Below are 16,590 nucleotides of genomic sequence, written 5' to 3' on the forward strand. Positions count from 1 at the left end.
CGGCGGGACTGGAAAGCCCCCCGGAGGGAGGACGGCGGCGCAATCCTTGCTTGCGTGAACCGGGCGTCCCCATCTCTGCCTTTGACCGGCCGGTCGTCACCCTTTACCCATCATTGCCATGGCCATTCTTGCGAAGCTGCATCACGTCACGCGATATCTCTACGACCGCCCGGTCATGCTGGGCCCGCAAGTGATCCGCCTGCGCCCCGCCCCGCACAGCCGCACCACCATCCCGAGCTACTCCCTCAAGGTGCTCCCTGAGCCGCATTTCGTGAACTGGCAGCAGGACCCGCACGGCAACTGGCTGGCGCGCTTCGTCTTTCCCGAGAAGACGACCGAGTTCTCGGTGACCGTCGACCTGGTCGCCGACATGGCGGTGGTCAATCCCTTCGACTTCTTCATCGAGAGCTATGCCGACACCTTCCCCTTCGCCTATGCGCCGGCGCTGGCCGAGGAGCTGGCCCCCTATCTCGCTATCGAGCCTACCGAGGCGCCGTTCGAGCGCTACCTCGCCGGGATCCCGCGCGGGCCGAAACAGACCATCGATTTTCTCGTTGCCCTCAATCAGCAGCTGCAGCAGGACATCCGCTACATCGTAAGGATGGAGCCGGGCGTCCAGACGCCCGACGAGACCCTGGAGAACGCGTCGGGCTCCTGCCGCGATTCGGCCTGGCTGCTCGTGCAACTGGCCCGGCGTCTCGGCCTCGCTGCCCGCTTCGTTTCCGGGTACCTCATCCAGTTGAAGCCGGACCTCAAGGCGCTGGACGGGCCGGCGGGCACGGACAAGGATTTCACCGACCTCCATGCCTGGACCGAGATCTATATTCCCGGCGCCGGCTGGATCGGCCTCGATCCGACATCTGGGCTGCTCTGCGGCGAGGGCCATATTCCTCTGGCGGCGACGCCCCACTACCGCTCGGCCGCGCCGATCTCCGGCGCCGTCGAGCCGGCGGAGGTGTCCTTCGCGTTCGACATGCGCGTCGACCGGATCGACGAGCGCCCGCGCGTCACCGCGCCCTTTTCCGACGACGCCTGGCAGCGCCTGGACGCCCTCGGCGAGCGCGTCGATGCCGATCTCGTGGCCGGGGATGTCCGCCTCACCATGGGCGGCGAGCCGACCTTCATCTCCATCGACGATTACGAAGGCGAGGAGTGGAACACCGCCGCCGTCGGACCGACCAAGCGGGACCGGGCCGACGCCCTCATCCGGCGGCTGCGCGACACATTCGCGCCCGGAGGCTTCCTCCATTACGGCCAGGGCAAATGGTATCCCGGAGAAAGCCTGCCGCGCTGGACCTTCGCCCTCTACTGGCGCCGCGACGGCAAGCCGGTCTGGCGCGACGAAAGCCTGATCGCCCGCGAGGCGGCGGCAACGCCGGCGACGATCGACGGCGCCGGGGCGCTCGCTGCAGGGATCGCCGAGAAACTCGGCCTCGACGGCGAGGCGGCGCTTCCCGCCTATGAGGACCCGGCGCACTGGGTGATCAAGGAGGCCGAGCTTCCGGTCAATGTCGATGCGCTCGATTCCAAGCTCGAGGATGCCGAGGCCCGCGCCCGCATCGCGCGCGTCTTTGCACGCGGCCTGACCCATCCCTCGGGCTATGTCCTGCCCATCCAGCGCTGGAACGCCGCACCGGCCAAATCCAACTGGATGACGGAGAAGTGGAAGCTGAAGCGCGAGAAGCTTTTTCTCGTGCCCGGCGACAGCCCGGTGGGCTACCGCCTTCCCCTCGCCTCCCTGCCCTATGTGCCGCCGGCCTCATATCCCTATGTCGTCGCCGCCGATCCCTGGACCGTGCCGGCCGACCTGCCCGATCCCCGCGAGATCGAGGGGCGGATAGCCCAGCGCGTCTCGGGCGAGCGCGAGCGCGAGGCGGACCGCACAGAGCAGGTCGAACAGGTCCTGACAGAGGACAATTCGGTCCGCACCGCTCTGGCCGTCGAGCCGCGCGACGGACGGCTCTGCGTCTTCATGCCGCCGACCGAGCGGCTGGAAGACTATCTCGAACTCCTGACCGCCACCGAGGCCACCGCCAAGGAGCTCGGCCTCACCGTCCATGTCGAGGGCTATCCGCCGCCGACGGATCCCCGTCTCAACGTCATCAAGGTGACGCCCGATCCCGGCGTCATCGAGGTGAACGTCCACCCCGCCGCCTCCTGGCGCGACTGTGTCGCGATCACGCAAGGCCTCTACGAGGAGGCGCGGCTGGCGCGCCTCGGAACCGAGAAATTCATGCTCGACGGCCGCCATACCGGCACAGGTGGCGGCAATCACGTCGTGGTCGGCGGGGCGCGGCCGGCCGATTCCCCCTTCCTGCGGCGACCCGATCTCCTGAAGAGCCTCGTCCTCTATTGGCAGCGTCACCCCTCGCTGTCCTATCTGTTCTCCGGGCTCTTCATCGGCCCGACAAGCCAGGCGCCGCGGGTCGACGAGGCCCGCCATGACGGGCTCTACGAGCTTGAGATCGCCATGGCCATGGTGCCGAAGCCCGGCGAGGGCGATGCGCCCGCGCCATGGCTGGTGGACCGGCTGTTCCGCAACCTGCTGGTCGATTCCACCGGCAATACCCACCGCACCGAGCTGTGTATCGACAAGCTGTTCTCGCCCGACAGCCCATCGGGCCGGCTCGGCCTCGTCGAGTTCCGCGGCTTCGAAATGCCGCCCGACCCGCGCATGAGCCTTGCCCAGCAGCTGCTGATCCGCGCCCTCGTCGCCTGGTTCTGGAAGGAACCGCAGGACGGACCGCTGGTGCGCTGGGGCACGGCGCTGCACGACCGGTTCATGCTGCCGCATTTCGTCTGGGAGGATTTTCTCGGCGTGCTCGGCGATCTCGGCCGCGCCGGCTATGCCTTCGACCCTGCCTGGTTCGAGGCGCAGTTCGAGTTCCGCTTCCCTCTGGCCGGCCAGGTCGACCATGCGGGGGTCCGCATGGAGATCCGGCAGGCGCTGGAACCCTGGCACGTGCTCGGCGAGGAGGGAGCGATCGGCGGCACCGTGCGCTTCGTCGATTCCTCCGTGGAGCGCCTGCAGGTGCGGCTCGTCGGCCTGCAGCCTGAACGCCACACGGTTACCTGCAACGGCCGGCCGGTGCCGCTGACCGCCACGGGACGCAGCGGCGAGTTCGTCGGCGGCGTGCGCTACAAGGCCTGGCAGCCGCCGTCAGGGCTGCATCCGACCATCCCTGTCCATGCGCCGCTGACCTTCGACATCGTCGATGTCTGGGGCCGCCGCTCGATGGGCGGCTGCGTCTATCACGTCGCCCATCCCGGCGGCCGCAACTACGATACGTTCCCCGTCAATGCCTATGAAGCCGAGGCCCGCCGCCGCGCCCGGTTCCAGGATCACGGCCATACGCCGGGCCTGGTCGATCCGCCGCGCGGCGAACGGTCGGGGGAGTTTCCCGCGACCCTCGACCTGCGGCGTCCACCGGTGCATTGAGACACCATGACCTTCCGGAGCCAACGCACGACCGATCACCGCGCCGAGCGCATCCTGGCGATGCTGGCGCGCTATCAGCCGGTGCCGGGTGTCTATGACGAGATCCTCGATGAGAAGGGTGAACCGCGCGCGCATTGGAAGCCGGTGCTCGCCACCCTCGCCGATCTCGGGCCGCGGGAACTCGAGAAGCGTTTCGCCGGCGCGGACCGCTTCATGCGGGATTCCGGCGTCTATTACCGCGTCTATGACGACCCGCAGAGCGGCGAGCGGGCCTGGCCACTGGCCCATCTGCCGCTGGTGATCGCCCCCGACGAGTGGAAAGCCCTCTCGGCAGGCTTGCGCGAGAGAGCCGAACTGCTCGAACTCGTCGTGAAGGACCTGTTCGGTCCCGCCGATCTTGTGCGCGACGGGCTGGTCCCCGGCGCGACCATCGCGGGATCCCCGGATTTCCTGCGCCCGCTGGTCGGCACCCCGCCGCGCGGCGGCGCGCATCTGCTCTACTATGCCGTCGATGTCGGCCGCGGCCCGGACGGCCGCTGGTGGGTGCTCGGCGACCGGGCCCAGGCCCCGTCGGGCGCCGGCTACGCGCTGCAGAACCGGCTCGCCATGGCGCGCTCGCTCCCCGAGATCTATCGCAACCTGCCGGTGGAGAGGCTCGCCGGCTTCTTTCAGGCGCTGCGCTCGGAATTCTCCTCGCATGCGACCGCGACGGATTCGCGCGTCGCGGTGCTGACGCCCGGGCCGCTCAACGAGACCTATTTCGAACATGCCTTCCTGGCGCGCTATCTCGGCTTCCTCCTGGCCGAGGGCGCCGATCTCACCGTGCGTGACGACACCCTCTATGTCCGCACAGTGTCGGGCCTGAAGAAGCTGGAAATGGTTTGGCGCCGCCTCGACGCCGATTTCGCCGATCCGCTTGAGCTCAATCCGCGCTCGCAGCTCGGCGTCGCCGGCCTCGTCCACGCCATCCGCTCGGGCAAGGTGACCCTGGCCAATGCGCTGGGATCGGGTGTGCTGGAGGCGCGATCCCTCCTCGCCTTCCTGCCCTCGGTCGCCCGCGCCCGCCTCGGCCGCGACCTCGCGATCCCGCATGTCGCAACCTGGTGGTGCGGCCAGCCGCTGGAGCGTGGCGCCGTCATCGCCGATCTTGACTCCTTCGTGATCGCGCCGGCCTTCACCCAGACCATTCCCGGGCTGCTCGACGAAGGGGCGGTGCTGGCCTCCAGCCTGTCGCCGGAGCACCGCCTGCGGCTGGCCGAGGAAATCCGCCTGCGCGGATCGGACTTCGTCGCCCAGGAGGTCGTCAAGCTCTCGACCATGCCGGTCTGGAACGACGGCTATCTGGAGCCGCGCCCGTTCATCCTGCGCCTGTTCCTGGCGCGGGTGGGTGACGGCTGGGAGGTGATGCCCGGCGGTTTCTGCCGCATCGGCGACCGGGTCGATGCCCGGGCCGTGACGATGCAGCGCGACGGCCGCTCGGCCGATGTCTGCGTCCTGGCTGAGGGGCCGGTCGCCGAGACGACGCTCCTGCCGACGCCCGACAAGATCGAACTGAAGCGATCGACCTCGTCCCTTCCCAGCCGCGCCGCGGACAACCTGTTCTGGCTCGCACGCTATATGGAAAGGGCCGAGGGGACCCTGCGCCTCCTGCGCGCGCTCGGCGACCAGGTCGGCAGCGGCGAGACGACAGGGCCCGACATGCTCAAGCGTCTGGTCGATCTGCTGGTGACCTGGGAGGCCCTGCCGAAGGACACCGTGCTCACCGAGCCACAGGCAGTCGCTGCAGCCGTGCTGCATGGGCGCGCGCCGGGCGGGCTGCTGTCGCTGGCGCGGGCGGCGCATAATGCCGCCTCCGTCATCCGCGACCGGTTCTCGCCCGACGCCTGGAAGACCATCACCGACATGGTCCATCTGGCGGAAAGCGACGATCGCCTCGAGGCCGGCGCCCTCGACCGGGTCGAGACCGGGCTCAGGCTTGCCGCCGTCTTTTCGGGCCTCACCCAGGAGAACATGAACCAGCTCATCGGCTGGCGCTTCCTGAAGATCGGCAAGCGGATCGAGCGGGCCCTGGCCATCTGCCGGTTCGGACGCAATTTCGGCGACGCGCGGTCGGGGACGGCGGGGCTCGACCTGCTGCTGGCCCTGGCGGACAGCCAGATCACCTATCGGCGCCGCTATGTGATGATCGCCGCCCGGGCACCGGTGCTGGACCTCATCGTGCTCGATCCCAACAACCCCCGCTCCGTCGCCTTTCAGGTCGAGCGGATCGCCGACCATCTCGCCCACCTCCCCGACCATGCCGCCGACGGACGGCTGAACGTGCCGGAGAAGCTGATCGCCCGGACGCGTGTCGACCTGCAGACGGCGGATGCCCATACGCTCGACAGCAGACAGATCCTCGCCATCGAGCAGCGGCTGATGGCGATCTCCGACGAGGTCTCCGAGCGTTACTTCACGCATCGCGACGGGGCGCCCCCCGTCGGTGCCGCCGCCAGTGATCTGTTCTGATGCGCTACCAGGTCCGCCAGGTCACTGATTACAGCTATGCCCGCCCGGTGGCATTCGCTCAGCACGTGCTGCGCATCGTGCCGGTTGACCGCCCGGGCCAGACCGTCTCGCATTGCGATATCGCCATCACCCCGAACCCGGCCATGCGCCGCGACGACACCGACTTCTTCGGCAACCGGCGCATCTTTCTCGATTTCGACCACCCGCACCGGGCCCTGACGATCGAAATGCGGGCGGACATCACCGTGGCGGGAACGAGCCGTCCGCTGCCCGGCATGGACCCGCCCTGGGAGCGCGTGCGCGAGACCGCCTTCGCCAGCGCCGACATGTCGCCGTCTTCGCCGGTACACGCGCTCTTCCCCTCGACCTACGTGCCGCGCGACCCGATGATCCGCGCCTATGCCAGCGCGTCATTCCCGCCGGGGCGGCCGGTTCTCGAAGCCGCCTTCGACCTGGCCAAACGCATCCGCGACGACTTCACCTATGCGCCGGGCACCACCGATACCTCGACGCCGGCCGCCAAGGCCTTCGCCATGCGCCGTGGCGTCTGCCAGGACTTCACCCACATCATGATCTCGGGCCTGCGCGGCCTCGGCCTGCCGGCGGCCTATGTCTCGGGCTTCCTGCGCACGATTCCGCCCCCGGGCAAACCGCGCCTGGAAGGCGCAGACGCGACCCATGCCTGGGTGTCGCTGTGGTGCGGACCTGAACTGGGTTGGTGGGGGCTCGACCCCACCAACGGGCTGATCGTCGGCGAGGACCACATCGTGCTGGCCATCGGCCGCGACTTCGTCGACGTCGCGCCGAATGGCGGCGTGGTCATCGCCGCCGGTGACCATGACATCGCGGTGGCGGTGGACGTGAAGCCGCTGGGGGCGTGAGCCGGATCCGGCGTCGCCGTTAACCCGCTGGTCGACATCGCATTACATCCTCATTTCCCTTCTATTTTCGCGTTTGTTTTATGGATTTTTGCGAAGATCATCTCGAAGGGAGGGTCTCGCAATGTCCCTGCTTCTGTCGCCGACCGCCATTATGGGACTTCCGGGAAAGGCCGCGCCGCAGCCGTTGCTCAGCGAACCGGATGAAGCGCCTCGCCACAGCGAATTGCTCAAGCGGCTGGGCATTCACAGCTGGTCCATCGACCTGAAGACCGAGCGGGTGCGCTGGGAGACCGTCGGTGCCAACGCGCGGACCGTCGTCATCAAGGCGACGCTCACGGATCTGCTGAAGCAGGCCCATGACGAGGATGCCGCCAAGTTCCGCGCCCATCTGAAACAGGCGATCGATGCCGGCAGCGCAGGGCCCGATCGATTCCGCTTCGACGACCTCGACCATGCCGGCAGCGAGATCGAATCGGTCTGCGTGCTGAAATGGCTGTCGGGACACCCGGTGGTGGTAGGCCTCTATCGCAAATGTGAGAAGGAAAGGCGCCAGGCCGCAATGGTTGGCGCCTTGCGGACCAGTCTCGACACTCTCATCGCCGAATCCACCAGCTGTATGGTTGTGCTCGCCCGCGACGGCACGATCCTCAACTGCAACGCCGCCTTCCTGAAGTGCCTCAATGTACGGGACCGGCGGATGGTGATCCGCCAGAACGTCCTCGGACTGGTCGAGAGCCTGTCCGAACGGCTGGAAGCCATCATTCGCGGTGCGCTGCTCTCGAGCGAGGCGCTCGCCGGCCAGTCCGTCATGACCTTCTCGGGCGGCCAGGTGCGCAATGTCCGGTGGAAGGCTTTCGGAATCGGCTTCCTCCGCGGAGACGGAGCGACGCGGGTCTTCTCCTTCGACCTGCGCCGTGTCGAGGGCGACGACCTCCTCGACTAGCCCGCCCGTCCCCAGAAAGCGCGCCAAGACGCCGGCAGGGATCCGGATGCCGGCCGGCCCGCCTCAGGATTCAAAGGTCATGCTCAGGCGCCGCCGAAACTCCGCATAATCACGCACGACGACCATCCGTGATGGCACCACCAGATGGGCGATGGTCGCCTCGTGGGCGCCAATCCAGATGGGAATATCCTCCGGCAGCCCGCGGTCCAGCCAGACCAGGTCTTCCTGCAGGGAACCGCCGGGCACGCTGTGCACGGCACTGATGACGAGGAGCGCGGCCGCGGACTCGGCCACGTCGACGGCAAGCGCGCGCGCCGGCATTCCGGCACCGAAATAGATCATGCGATGGCCGAGTGATGCGGCGAGATAGGCGCCGGCCAGAAGGCCGAGCTCATGGCGCTCATCGCCGAGGGTGGCGAAGGCGATCGGACGGCGATGGGCCGCAGGCGCCAGGGCGCTGGTGGCGGCGGTGAGGATGTCCCGCGCCTTGGCCGACAAGCGGTGCTCGCCGCCGACCCCGAGCTGGCCGTCCTGCCAGCGCTGACCGATATAGCGGACCGCATGGCCATAGACATCGACGGCCAAGGCCGGTGGGGATGCGGCGAAGACGAAGCGCAGGACCATGCCGAAGGCATCGACGTCGCAGTCGTCGACAGCCCGTTCGAGCTTGAGGACGATGTCCCGGTCGAAGGCACCGGCGCGGGAGATCGCGGGCTGCAACTGCTTCAGCTCGGCGATGGTCAGGCCGCGCAGTTCGGACAGCCGATGCCCGACGGCGATCAGATCCTTGACCAGCATGAGCCGCTCGACATCCTCGGCCGAATAGAGCCGATGACCGCCGACCGAACGAGACGGTGTGATCAGCGCGTGACGCGATTCCCAACTACGCAGGGTCGAGACGTTGACGCCCGTGAGCTGCGATAGCCGCGATATGTCGATGACCCTTCTCATGGGGTGCCCCGGACGCCGTTCAAATATACAAAAGCCGATGCGCGATTCTGCATGACCCTCATGACCGCTCCGCTCGCCGCGCAGCATCTGTACAGGTTCATACTGCACAACGAATACACATTTTACCACAGGAGTTGGACTGTCCCCGAGGAGTGCGCGCTGGTTGTCGTAACGTCACATAATGTGGTTTTTTGCGCCCGTTCGATTTATATTTTGTTTAATTGCGACAGCGATGAATGGCGCCAGGATGTACGCCAATACCAACCGGGAAACGTGATGACGCTGTTCCGTAACGACGCTTCTAACAAACTCGCAGCCATTGACCGCTCGCAGGCGGTGATCGAATTCGAACCCAACGGCAAGATCATCACGGCCAACGAGAATTTCCTGAAGACGGTCGGCTATCGGCTCGACGAGATCCGCGGACAGCACCACTCGATGTTCGTCGCTGCCGACGAGCGCGACAGCCATGAATATCGTCAGTTCTGGGACAATCTTCGCGCCGGCAAGTTCCAGGTCGCGGAGTACAAGCGCATCGGCAAGGGCGGCAAGGAGGTCTGGATCCAGGCCTCGTACAATCCGGTGATGGATTCCCGCGGCCGGGTCTACATGGTCGCCAAATATGCGACCGACGTCACCGAGCAGAAGCTCCGCAGTGCCGACATCGAGGGACAGCTTGCCGCCATTCACAAGGCGCAGGCGGTCATCGAATTCGACCTCGATGGCAAGATCATCACGGCGAACGAGAACTTCCTCGGCGCCGTCGGCTATGGCCTCGACGAGATCCGCGGGCGGCACCATTCGCTGTTCGTCGCGCCGGCGGAAGCGCATTCCAACGAATACAAAGCCTTCTGGGCCTCCCTGGCCCGCGGCGAGTTCCAGGCAGCACAGTATAAGCGTATCGCCAAGGGCGGCCGGGAGATCTGGATTCAGGCGACCTACAACCCGATTCTCGACATGAATGGCAAGCCGTTCAAGGTGGTCAAGTTCGCCACCGACATCACCGCCATGATCAAGGAGCAGGAACGCCGCGGCAATGTGCAGCGTCAGATCGACGGCGATCTGGGCAGCATCGGTGAAGCCGTATCCCGCGCCAAGCATGAGGCGACCCAGGTCGCCGCCGCCTCGATCCAGACATCGGGCAATGTCCAGGCGGTCGCCGCAGGTGCCGAAGAGCTGGCCGCTTCCGTCGGCGAGATCAGCCGTCAGGTCACGAGCGCCCGGGAGATTTCCGGTGGCGCGGTCGAGCAGGCGTCGCGGACCGGCGAGATCGTTTCGGGCCTGTCCTCCGCCGCTGCGCGGATCGGCGACGTGGTACAGTTGATCAACAACATTGCCGCACAGACCAATCTCCTGGCCCTCAACGCCACGATCGAGGCGGCGCGCGCAGGCGAGGCCGGCAAGGGATTTGCGGTGGTCGCAGCCGAGGTCAAGAGCCTCGCCACACAGACCTCGCGCGCCACCGAAGAGATCGGGGCCCAGATCGCCTCGGTCCAGGCCTCCACCGAGGGCGCGGTCAGCGCCATCGGCGACATCTCCACGACGATCATGCGGATCAGCGAGATCTCGACGGCCATCGCCACGGCGGTCGAGGAACAGAGCGCGGTGACCGCGGAGATGTCATCGAACATGCGCGTGGCCGCCGAAGGGGTCCAGGCCATCTCCAGCAGCATCAACATGATCGCCCGGTCGTCCGGCGAAATCGACGAGGCGACCGCCAAGGTCCGCACCGCGTCGCGCTCGCTCGCCTGATCGACTGCCCCCCGACAATCGCACCTCGGCCGCTCAGGCCGGGGTATAGAGCCGACCGATGTCGAAGCGCGCCATGTCGTCGAGCAGCTTGACGAATTCGGCCGCCTGCCACGCCGCGGTCGCCCTGCCCTTCCCGGCATTGGCGAGCGTCGCGTCCCCCGCCGCGCCATCCGGGTTGATATCCTGGGCCATCCAGCCGAAGGCGTGATTCAGGGTCGGCCGGAGATAGGTGAAGTCCTTTTCCATCGACACCATGACCGGCTCGAACAGCCTCGCCGCCCCCATATCGACCAGGTCGGGCCGGAAATGCAGCATGAGCGAGGTCTCGACATCGCCGGCATGGATGCCGTGCTTCACGTCGAGATCGCCGTAGAGGCCCGGCGGCCGGCCGAAAGCGGTCCAGCTCGTCACCACCGCAAGCTGCCGGAAGCGGATGCGTAATTCGCGCGCCACGACGCGCATCGGATCGAGATTGCCGCCGTGCGAGGTCAGGAGCACGATCTTGTCGATGCCGGCGCGCTTCACGCTCTCGCCGATCTCGATCCAGCCCTTCAGCGCGGTCTCCGCCGACAGGGTCAGGGTGCCCTTGGAGTGGAGATGCTCGTTGGACTTGGCGACCGCCTCGATGGGCAGGAACAGGGCCGTCACCGCCGCACCGACCAGCGGAAAGGCGGTCTCGATCATGCCTTGCATGATCGATGTGTCGGTAGAGACCGGCAGATGCGGCCCGTGCTGCTCGATCGCCGCCAGCGGCAACACGGCGACGGTCGTCGCCGGATCGAGGCGATCGAAATCGGTGGTCTTCAGGTCACCCCAGTGACGGGCCGGCATGGGAGGTCTCCGCAAGGCTCATGTCACGGCTGTTGGCAAGCCGCGCTCCGGCGCGCAATGTGCGCGCCGGACAAGGGCCGCGCAATGCACCGGCCCGGCCTTTCCAGCAAGCGGAGCCTTCGATGACTTTCGACCTGATCCTGCGCGGCGGCCGCGTGATCGACCCCTCGCAGAAGATCGACGGGGTGCGCGACGTCGCCTTCAGCGGCGGCAAGGTGGCTGCGGTGGGCAAGGATCTGAAGCCGACCCCGGGGACCGAAATCCGCGATGTTTCGGGCTATATCGTCACGCCGGGCCTCATCGACCTGCACACCCATGTCTATTGGGGCGGGACCTCGCTCGGGATCGATGCCGAAGAGTTCTGTCGCACGTCGGGCGTCACCACGGCCATCGATACCGGCTCGGCGGGACCTGGCAACTGGATGGGCTTCCGCAAGCATGTGATCGAGAAGAGCGAGGTGCGCATCCTCGCCTATCTTCATGTCAGCCATGCTGGCATCTACGGGTTCGACAAGAAGGTCATGGTCGGCGAGAGCCGCGAGATCGACATGCTGAACCCGTCGGACTGCGCCCGCGTCGCCGACGAGAACCGCGACCTGATCGTCGGAATCAAGGTCAGGGTGGGCCGGAATTCATCCGGCACAAATGGCGAGGCGGCCCTCGACATGGCGCTGCAGGTGGCGAACGAGGTGGGCATGCCGCTCATGGCCCATATCGACCATCCCCCGCCCTCCTATGAGCACGTCATCGGCCGCCTGCGCCCAGGCGATGTCCTGACCCATGCCTTCCGTCCGTTCCCCAACGCTCCCTGTACGGCCCAGGGCGCCGTGAAGCCGGAGGTGATCGCCGCACGGAAGAAGGGCGTCATCTTCGACATCGGCCACGGCAAGGGGTCGTTCTCGTTCAAGACGACGCGCGCCATGCTGGCCGGCGGCTTCGAGCCGGATGTCATTTCCTCCGATGTCCACACCCTCTGCATCGAAGGCCCCGCCTTCGACCAGGTCACGACGCTGTCGAAGTTCCTGTGCATGGGCATGCCGCTGGACCGGGTCATCGCGGCCTCGACCGTCAATGCCGCGATGGCGCTGAAGCGGCCCGAACTCGGCAGCCTGAAGCCGGGTTCGGCGGGGGACGCGACGATCCTGTCGATCAAGGACGGCAAGTTCGACTATGTCGACGTGGTCGGCGAACATCTGATCGGCGACAAGAAAATCGTCTCGGAAGGCACCGTGGTGGCCGGAAAATGGTGGCACCCGAAGCGCTCGAACAAGTTCCGCAAGCTCGCCACGGCCTGAACACGCGCCCCTGAATGCGAAAAGCCCGGCGTCTCCGCCGGGCTTTTCTGTCGTCTGGCGCGGCGCGCGGATCAGGCGGCGCGGATGCGGCCGAGGAAGCCGGCGACGGCGCGGTCCAGCTGGACGGAACCGTCCTTCAGGTGACGGGCAGCCTCGTTCATGGCATTGGCCGCCGCGCCGGTCTCGTCGGCGGCGCGGGTGACGCGGCCGATATCGGTTTCCACCGAGCGGGTGCCGGAGGCGGCGTCGGAGACCGAGCCGGCAATGCCGTTGGTGACGGCGGACTGCTCCTCGACAGCGGCCATGATCGAGAACGACACCGAGTTGATCTCACCGATGGTGCGGTTGATCGCCTCGATGGCCGACACGGCATCGCCGGTGACCGCCTGGACGGCGCCGATCTGGCTGGCGATTTCCTCGGTGGCCTTGGACGTCTGGGCGGCGAGGCTCTTCACCTCGGTGGCCACCACGGCGAAGCCGCGGCCAGCCTCTCCGGCACGCGCCGCCTCGATCGTCGCGTTCAGCGCCAGGAGATTGGTCTGTGCGGCGATGGCGTTGATAAGGTTGACCACGTCGCCAATTTTCTGGGTCGAGGTGGCGAGGGTGGCGACGATCTCGCCGGTCCGGGTGGCCTGCTGAACCGCCGAAGCGGCGATATGCTGGGCCTGGGCGGTCCGGCTGGAAATTTCGCCGATGGACGAAGCGAGCTCCTGGGCCGAGTTGGCGGCGCTCTCGACGCTCTGCGTCGCACCGGCCGAGGTGGCGGCGACCGTCTGGCCGAGATCGGAGACGTTGCGGGCGACCAGACCAACGCGGCTGGCATTGCCGACGATCTCCTCGGCGGAGCGGGTCACCGTGGCGACAACCGACTGGACCGTACCCGAGAACTCGTTGGCCAGGGCCTCCATCTCGCGGGCCCGCTGGACGCGGTTGTCGTTCTCGCGCTCGGCCTCGGTCGCCTTGAGGCGCTCGACCTCGCGGACATTGTCGCGGAAGACGAGGACCGACCGGGCCAGGCCGCCGATCTCGTCCTTGCGGTCGGTGTCGCTGACTTCGGCATCGGTCCGACCGTCAGCCACCGCGTCGACGGCGCTGGTGAGGCGCGAGAGCGGACGGGTGACGCCGGTGAGAATGGTCCAGAAGGCGGCAAGGCCGGCAAGGACGGCGAGGCCCACCGTCAGAGCGATGAGCCAGGTCAGCGTCTGGCGGGTCTGGTCCACTTCCTGAGAGAGAGCCGCGACACGCCGTGCATTCGACTGCGCGAAGGCGGCCATCTCGGCGTTGAGCCGCGTGCGGGTCTGCCGGTTGGCGTCATTGTCGCCGATCAGACGCGCGGCCTGGTTGCCGCTGGCGCGCCCTGCCTGCGCGAGCTCATTGCGCAGCCTGATGAAGGCTTCGGTCTGCTCGAGGAGGCGGTTTTTTAGAGCCGCGTCATCGGGATGGGCCAGGCCGGCCCATTCAGTGATCACTGTGCGGAGCGACGCGAGCTCGCGATCCTGGTTGGCGGCGAAGCGCTCGAGGGCTTCCTTCTGGGACGACATATAGATGCCGCGCGATTCCATGACGACCGCATAGATCAGGCCGTTGGCGCGTTCTGCGAGTTGGGTGACCCGTGCCGTGCGCTGGTTTTCCGTGACCGCGTGCTGATAGCGCTGAAAGCCATAGCCGGCGACACCCGCGACGATCAGCGAGGCGACCGTCAGACCGCCGACGATGGCGAACAGTTTCGTCTTAATCTGCATGAATAGTGCTCCCCAGACATATGCCGTGACGATACTGCATTATTAATTGTCGTAGCGTTAACGCATACGGTCTCTGGCCATTAACGGGCCTCACGGCATGACATGTGCCGCCGGAAGCGCTAGAGCCTAGCGGTTTGATGGCGAGACGAGCGACCCGATGAGACAGGAAGCACACCCTCCACGCGCCGAAGTGGACCTCGATGGGCTGCTGTCGCTTCTCGGTGACGTGCCGACCATCACCGAGCCGACCCTGGTGCGCCGGAAATCGCGCGACTTCTTCTGGTACTCGCCGATCCTGGCCGAGGCGCTGAAGCAGGTTGCTGCGGACATTATCGTTCGGCCCCGCGACGAGGCGGATGTGATCCGGACCGCGTCAGCCTGTGCTAGACTGCGTGTTCCGCTCACCGTCAGGGCCGGCGGCACCGGCAATTACGGCCAGGCCATGCCGCTGGCGGGCGGCGTGCTCCTGGACATGACCGAGATGACCGGAATCGTCTGGCAGAAGCCGGGATCGGTACGGGTGCGCGCCGGCACGAACATCCTGGCGCTCGACGAGGCGACGCGGCCGAACGGCTTCGAGCTCAGGATGCATCCTTCGACGAAGCGCACCGCCACCATCGGCGGCTTCGTTGCCGGTGGCTCGGGCGGGGTCGGATCAGTGGCTTATGGCGGCCTGCGCGAGCCGGGCAACATCCTCGCCGCCCGCATCGTCACCATCGAGGAGGAGCCGCGGATCCTCGAATTGCGGCAGGACGCCGCACAGAAAGTCAACCGCGCCTATGGCACGACGGGCATCATCACCGAGCTCGAAATGCCGACGGCGCCGGCCTGGCCGTGGATCGACGTGGTCGTCGCCTTCGATACATTCATGCAGGCCTTCGCAGCCGGGCGCGACATCGCCCATGCGGACGGGGTGGTGAAGAAACTCGTCACGCCGATCGCCTGGCCGATTCCAGCCCAGTTCACCGCCCTGAAAGACGCCTGTCCGGAGGGCAAGGCGATCCTCGTCTGCATGGTCGCCGGACCTTTCATGGAGAGCTTCCGCGCCATCCTCGGTGGACGCGGCACGATCACGCGTGAAGCGCCGTCACGCGAGGAGCCGACCGAGACCCCGCTCTACGAATATGCCTGGAACCACACGACCCTGCAGTGGCTGAAGACCGACCGGTCCATCACCTATCTGCAGTTGCTCTATCCGCATGATCGGCTCGAGGAGAGCGTGTGGGAGATGATGGAGCGCTTCGACGGCGAGGTCCTGCCGCATCTCGAATTCATCCGCTTCGCTGGCCGCATCACCTGTTCGGCCCTGCCGATCGTTCGCTATTCGACGCCCGAGCGGCTCTTCGCCCTCATCCGCGCGCATGAAGACAGCGGCGTCATGGTCGCCAACCCGCATGTCTTCGGCCTTGAGGGCGGCTCGCGCCACAAGCGGGCGGAGGCCGACCAGCTCGGGTTCAAGGCCGAGGTCGATCCCATGGGCCTGCTCAATCCCGGCAAGATGGAGAGCTACGTGCCGGTCCGCTGAGGACGGGCACGGGACTTGCTATCTGTGCCGCACCGCCCCTTCATCCGGTTTCTCCATGCGCGTGCTCTACCTTTACTGCCACCCCCTCCCCGAAAGCTTCCACGCCGCCATCCGCGCCGAGGCGCTGGCGGCGCTCGCGGCGGCGGGCCACGCGGTCGACCTGCTCGATCTCTATGCCGAGGGTTTCGACCCCGTTCTGTCCGAGGATGGCCGTCGCCGCTACCATGACGAGAGCCGCAACCAGCAGGGCCTGGAACCCCTTATCGTGCGTCTGCGCAATGCCGAAGCCCTGGTGGTGCAGTTTCCGACCTGGAGCTTCGGCCCACCGGCCATGCTGAAGGGCTTTTTCGACCGCATGTTCATGCCGGGGGTGGGGTTCGACATTTCCGATCCGGCCGCGGTCAAGCCGCTCCTCGGCAACCTGCGCTCGATCACCGGCATCGTCACCTATGGGCGGCCGTTCTGGTACGCGGTCTATATGGGCGACCCGCCGCGCAAGATCGTCATGCGCTATCTGTGGTGGTTCACCGGCTGGAAGGCACGCCGCCGCTATCTCGCTCTCTACCACCTGAATGTCGCCAGCGCCGACAAGCGCGCTGGCTTCATCACAAGGGTGAAGGCGGCGATGGCGGGGGTGTGAGCCGCCGAAGGATCAAGGCGCCGCCGGGCTGATGCCGGTCATTGATGCGCTGGACACCGCCGACGGAAGCGAAGGCGTCGATG

General features: G+C 66.8%; 11 protein-coding genes. 8 read left to right on the forward strand and 3 right to left on the reverse strand.

Annotated features, from left to right (window positions below):
- The first annotated feature begins 118 nt into the window (after nucleotides 1–118).
- From Q0C57_RS00365 to Q0C57_RS00380, 4 genes are all read left to right on the forward strand, one after another.
- Complete coding sequence (locus Q0C57_RS00365) at nucleotides 119–3,439, forward strand: DUF2126 domain-containing protein (RefSeq protein WP_296570494.1); 3,321 nt, start codon at nucleotides 119–121, stop codon at nucleotides 3,437–3,439.
- Between the two features lie 6 nt (nucleotides 3,440–3,445).
- Entirely contained in the window at nucleotides 3,446–5,947 is a 2,502-nt protein-coding gene (locus tag Q0C57_RS00370; RefSeq protein WP_296570497.1) for a circularly permuted type 2 ATP-grasp protein, read from the forward strand.
- A complete protein-coding gene (locus Q0C57_RS00375) occupies nucleotides 5,947–6,828 on the forward strand; it encodes a transglutaminase family protein (protein WP_296570502.1) in 882 nt (293 codons plus the stop codon). Before Q0C57_RS00370 ends, Q0C57_RS00375 begins: the two co-directional genes overlap by 1 nt.
- Nucleotides 6,829–6,949: 121 nt before the next feature.
- Nucleotides 6,950–7,771: a hypothetical protein gene (locus Q0C57_RS00380; RefSeq protein ID WP_296570504.1), complete on the forward strand. Its 822-nt coding sequence runs from the start codon at nucleotides 6,950–6,952 to the stop codon at nucleotides 7,769–7,771.
- A 63-nt stretch (nucleotides 7,772–7,834) separates the two neighbouring features.
- Here the strand turns inward: Q0C57_RS00380 and Q0C57_RS00385 are convergent, their stop codons facing one another.
- Nucleotides 7,835–8,722 (reverse strand): MerR family transcriptional regulator, encoded by an 888-nt coding sequence (locus tag Q0C57_RS00385; RefSeq protein WP_296570505.1) that lies wholly within the window; start codon nucleotides 8,720–8,722, stop codon nucleotides 7,835–7,837.
- A 276-nt stretch (nucleotides 8,723–8,998) separates the two neighbouring features.
- Here Q0C57_RS00385 and Q0C57_RS00390 point away from each other — a divergent pair, with 276 nt between their 5' ends.
- Nucleotides 8,999–10,474, forward strand: a complete 1,476-nt coding sequence (locus tag Q0C57_RS00390) for a PAS domain-containing methyl-accepting chemotaxis protein (RefSeq protein WP_296570925.1) — start codon at nucleotides 8,999–9,001, stop codon at nucleotides 10,472–10,474.
- A gap of 33 nt (nucleotides 10,475–10,507) precedes the next feature.
- On the opposite strand, the gene Q0C57_RS00395 is transcribed toward Q0C57_RS00390, so the two are convergent.
- Nucleotides 10,508–11,305 (reverse strand): creatininase family protein, encoded by a 798-nt coding sequence (locus Q0C57_RS00395; RefSeq protein WP_296570509.1) that lies wholly within the window; start codon nucleotides 11,303–11,305, stop codon nucleotides 10,508–10,510.
- A gap of 122 nt (nucleotides 11,306–11,427) precedes the next feature.
- On the opposite strand from Q0C57_RS00395, the gene Q0C57_RS00400 reads away from it, so the two are divergent.
- Nucleotides 11,428–12,600: an amidohydrolase/deacetylase family metallohydrolase gene (locus tag Q0C57_RS00400; RefSeq protein WP_296570512.1), complete on the forward strand. Its 1,173-nt coding sequence runs from the start codon at nucleotides 11,428–11,430 to the stop codon at nucleotides 12,598–12,600.
- A 71-nt stretch (nucleotides 12,601–12,671) separates the two neighbouring features.
- Here the strand turns inward: Q0C57_RS00400 and Q0C57_RS00405 are convergent, their stop codons facing one another.
- The gene (locus tag Q0C57_RS00405; RefSeq protein WP_296570516.1) at nucleotides 12,672–14,342 is read right to left on the reverse strand and encodes a methyl-accepting chemotaxis protein; all 1,671 of its coding nucleotides are present in this window, start codon (nucleotides 14,340–14,342) and stop codon (nucleotides 12,672–12,674) included.
- 157 nt (nucleotides 14,343–14,499) lie between these two features.
- Between Q0C57_RS00405 and Q0C57_RS00410 the strand changes: the two genes are divergently transcribed.
- Entirely contained in the window at nucleotides 14,500–15,867 is a 1,368-nt protein-coding gene (locus Q0C57_RS00410) for an FAD-binding oxidoreductase (RefSeq protein ID WP_296570519.1), read from the forward strand.
- A gap of 55 nt (nucleotides 15,868–15,922) precedes the next feature.
- On the forward strand, nucleotides 15,923–16,507 hold the full coding sequence (locus Q0C57_RS00415) for an NAD(P)H-dependent oxidoreductase (protein ID WP_296570521.1): 585 nt from the start codon (nucleotides 15,923–15,925) through the stop codon (nucleotides 16,505–16,507).
- Nucleotides 16,508–16,590 lie beyond the last annotated feature (83 nt).

It is taken from the genome of Phreatobacter sp. (assembly GCF_022843985.1).
Classification (GTDB): Bacteria; Pseudomonadota; Alphaproteobacteria; order Rhizobiales; family Phreatobacteraceae; genus Phreatobacter.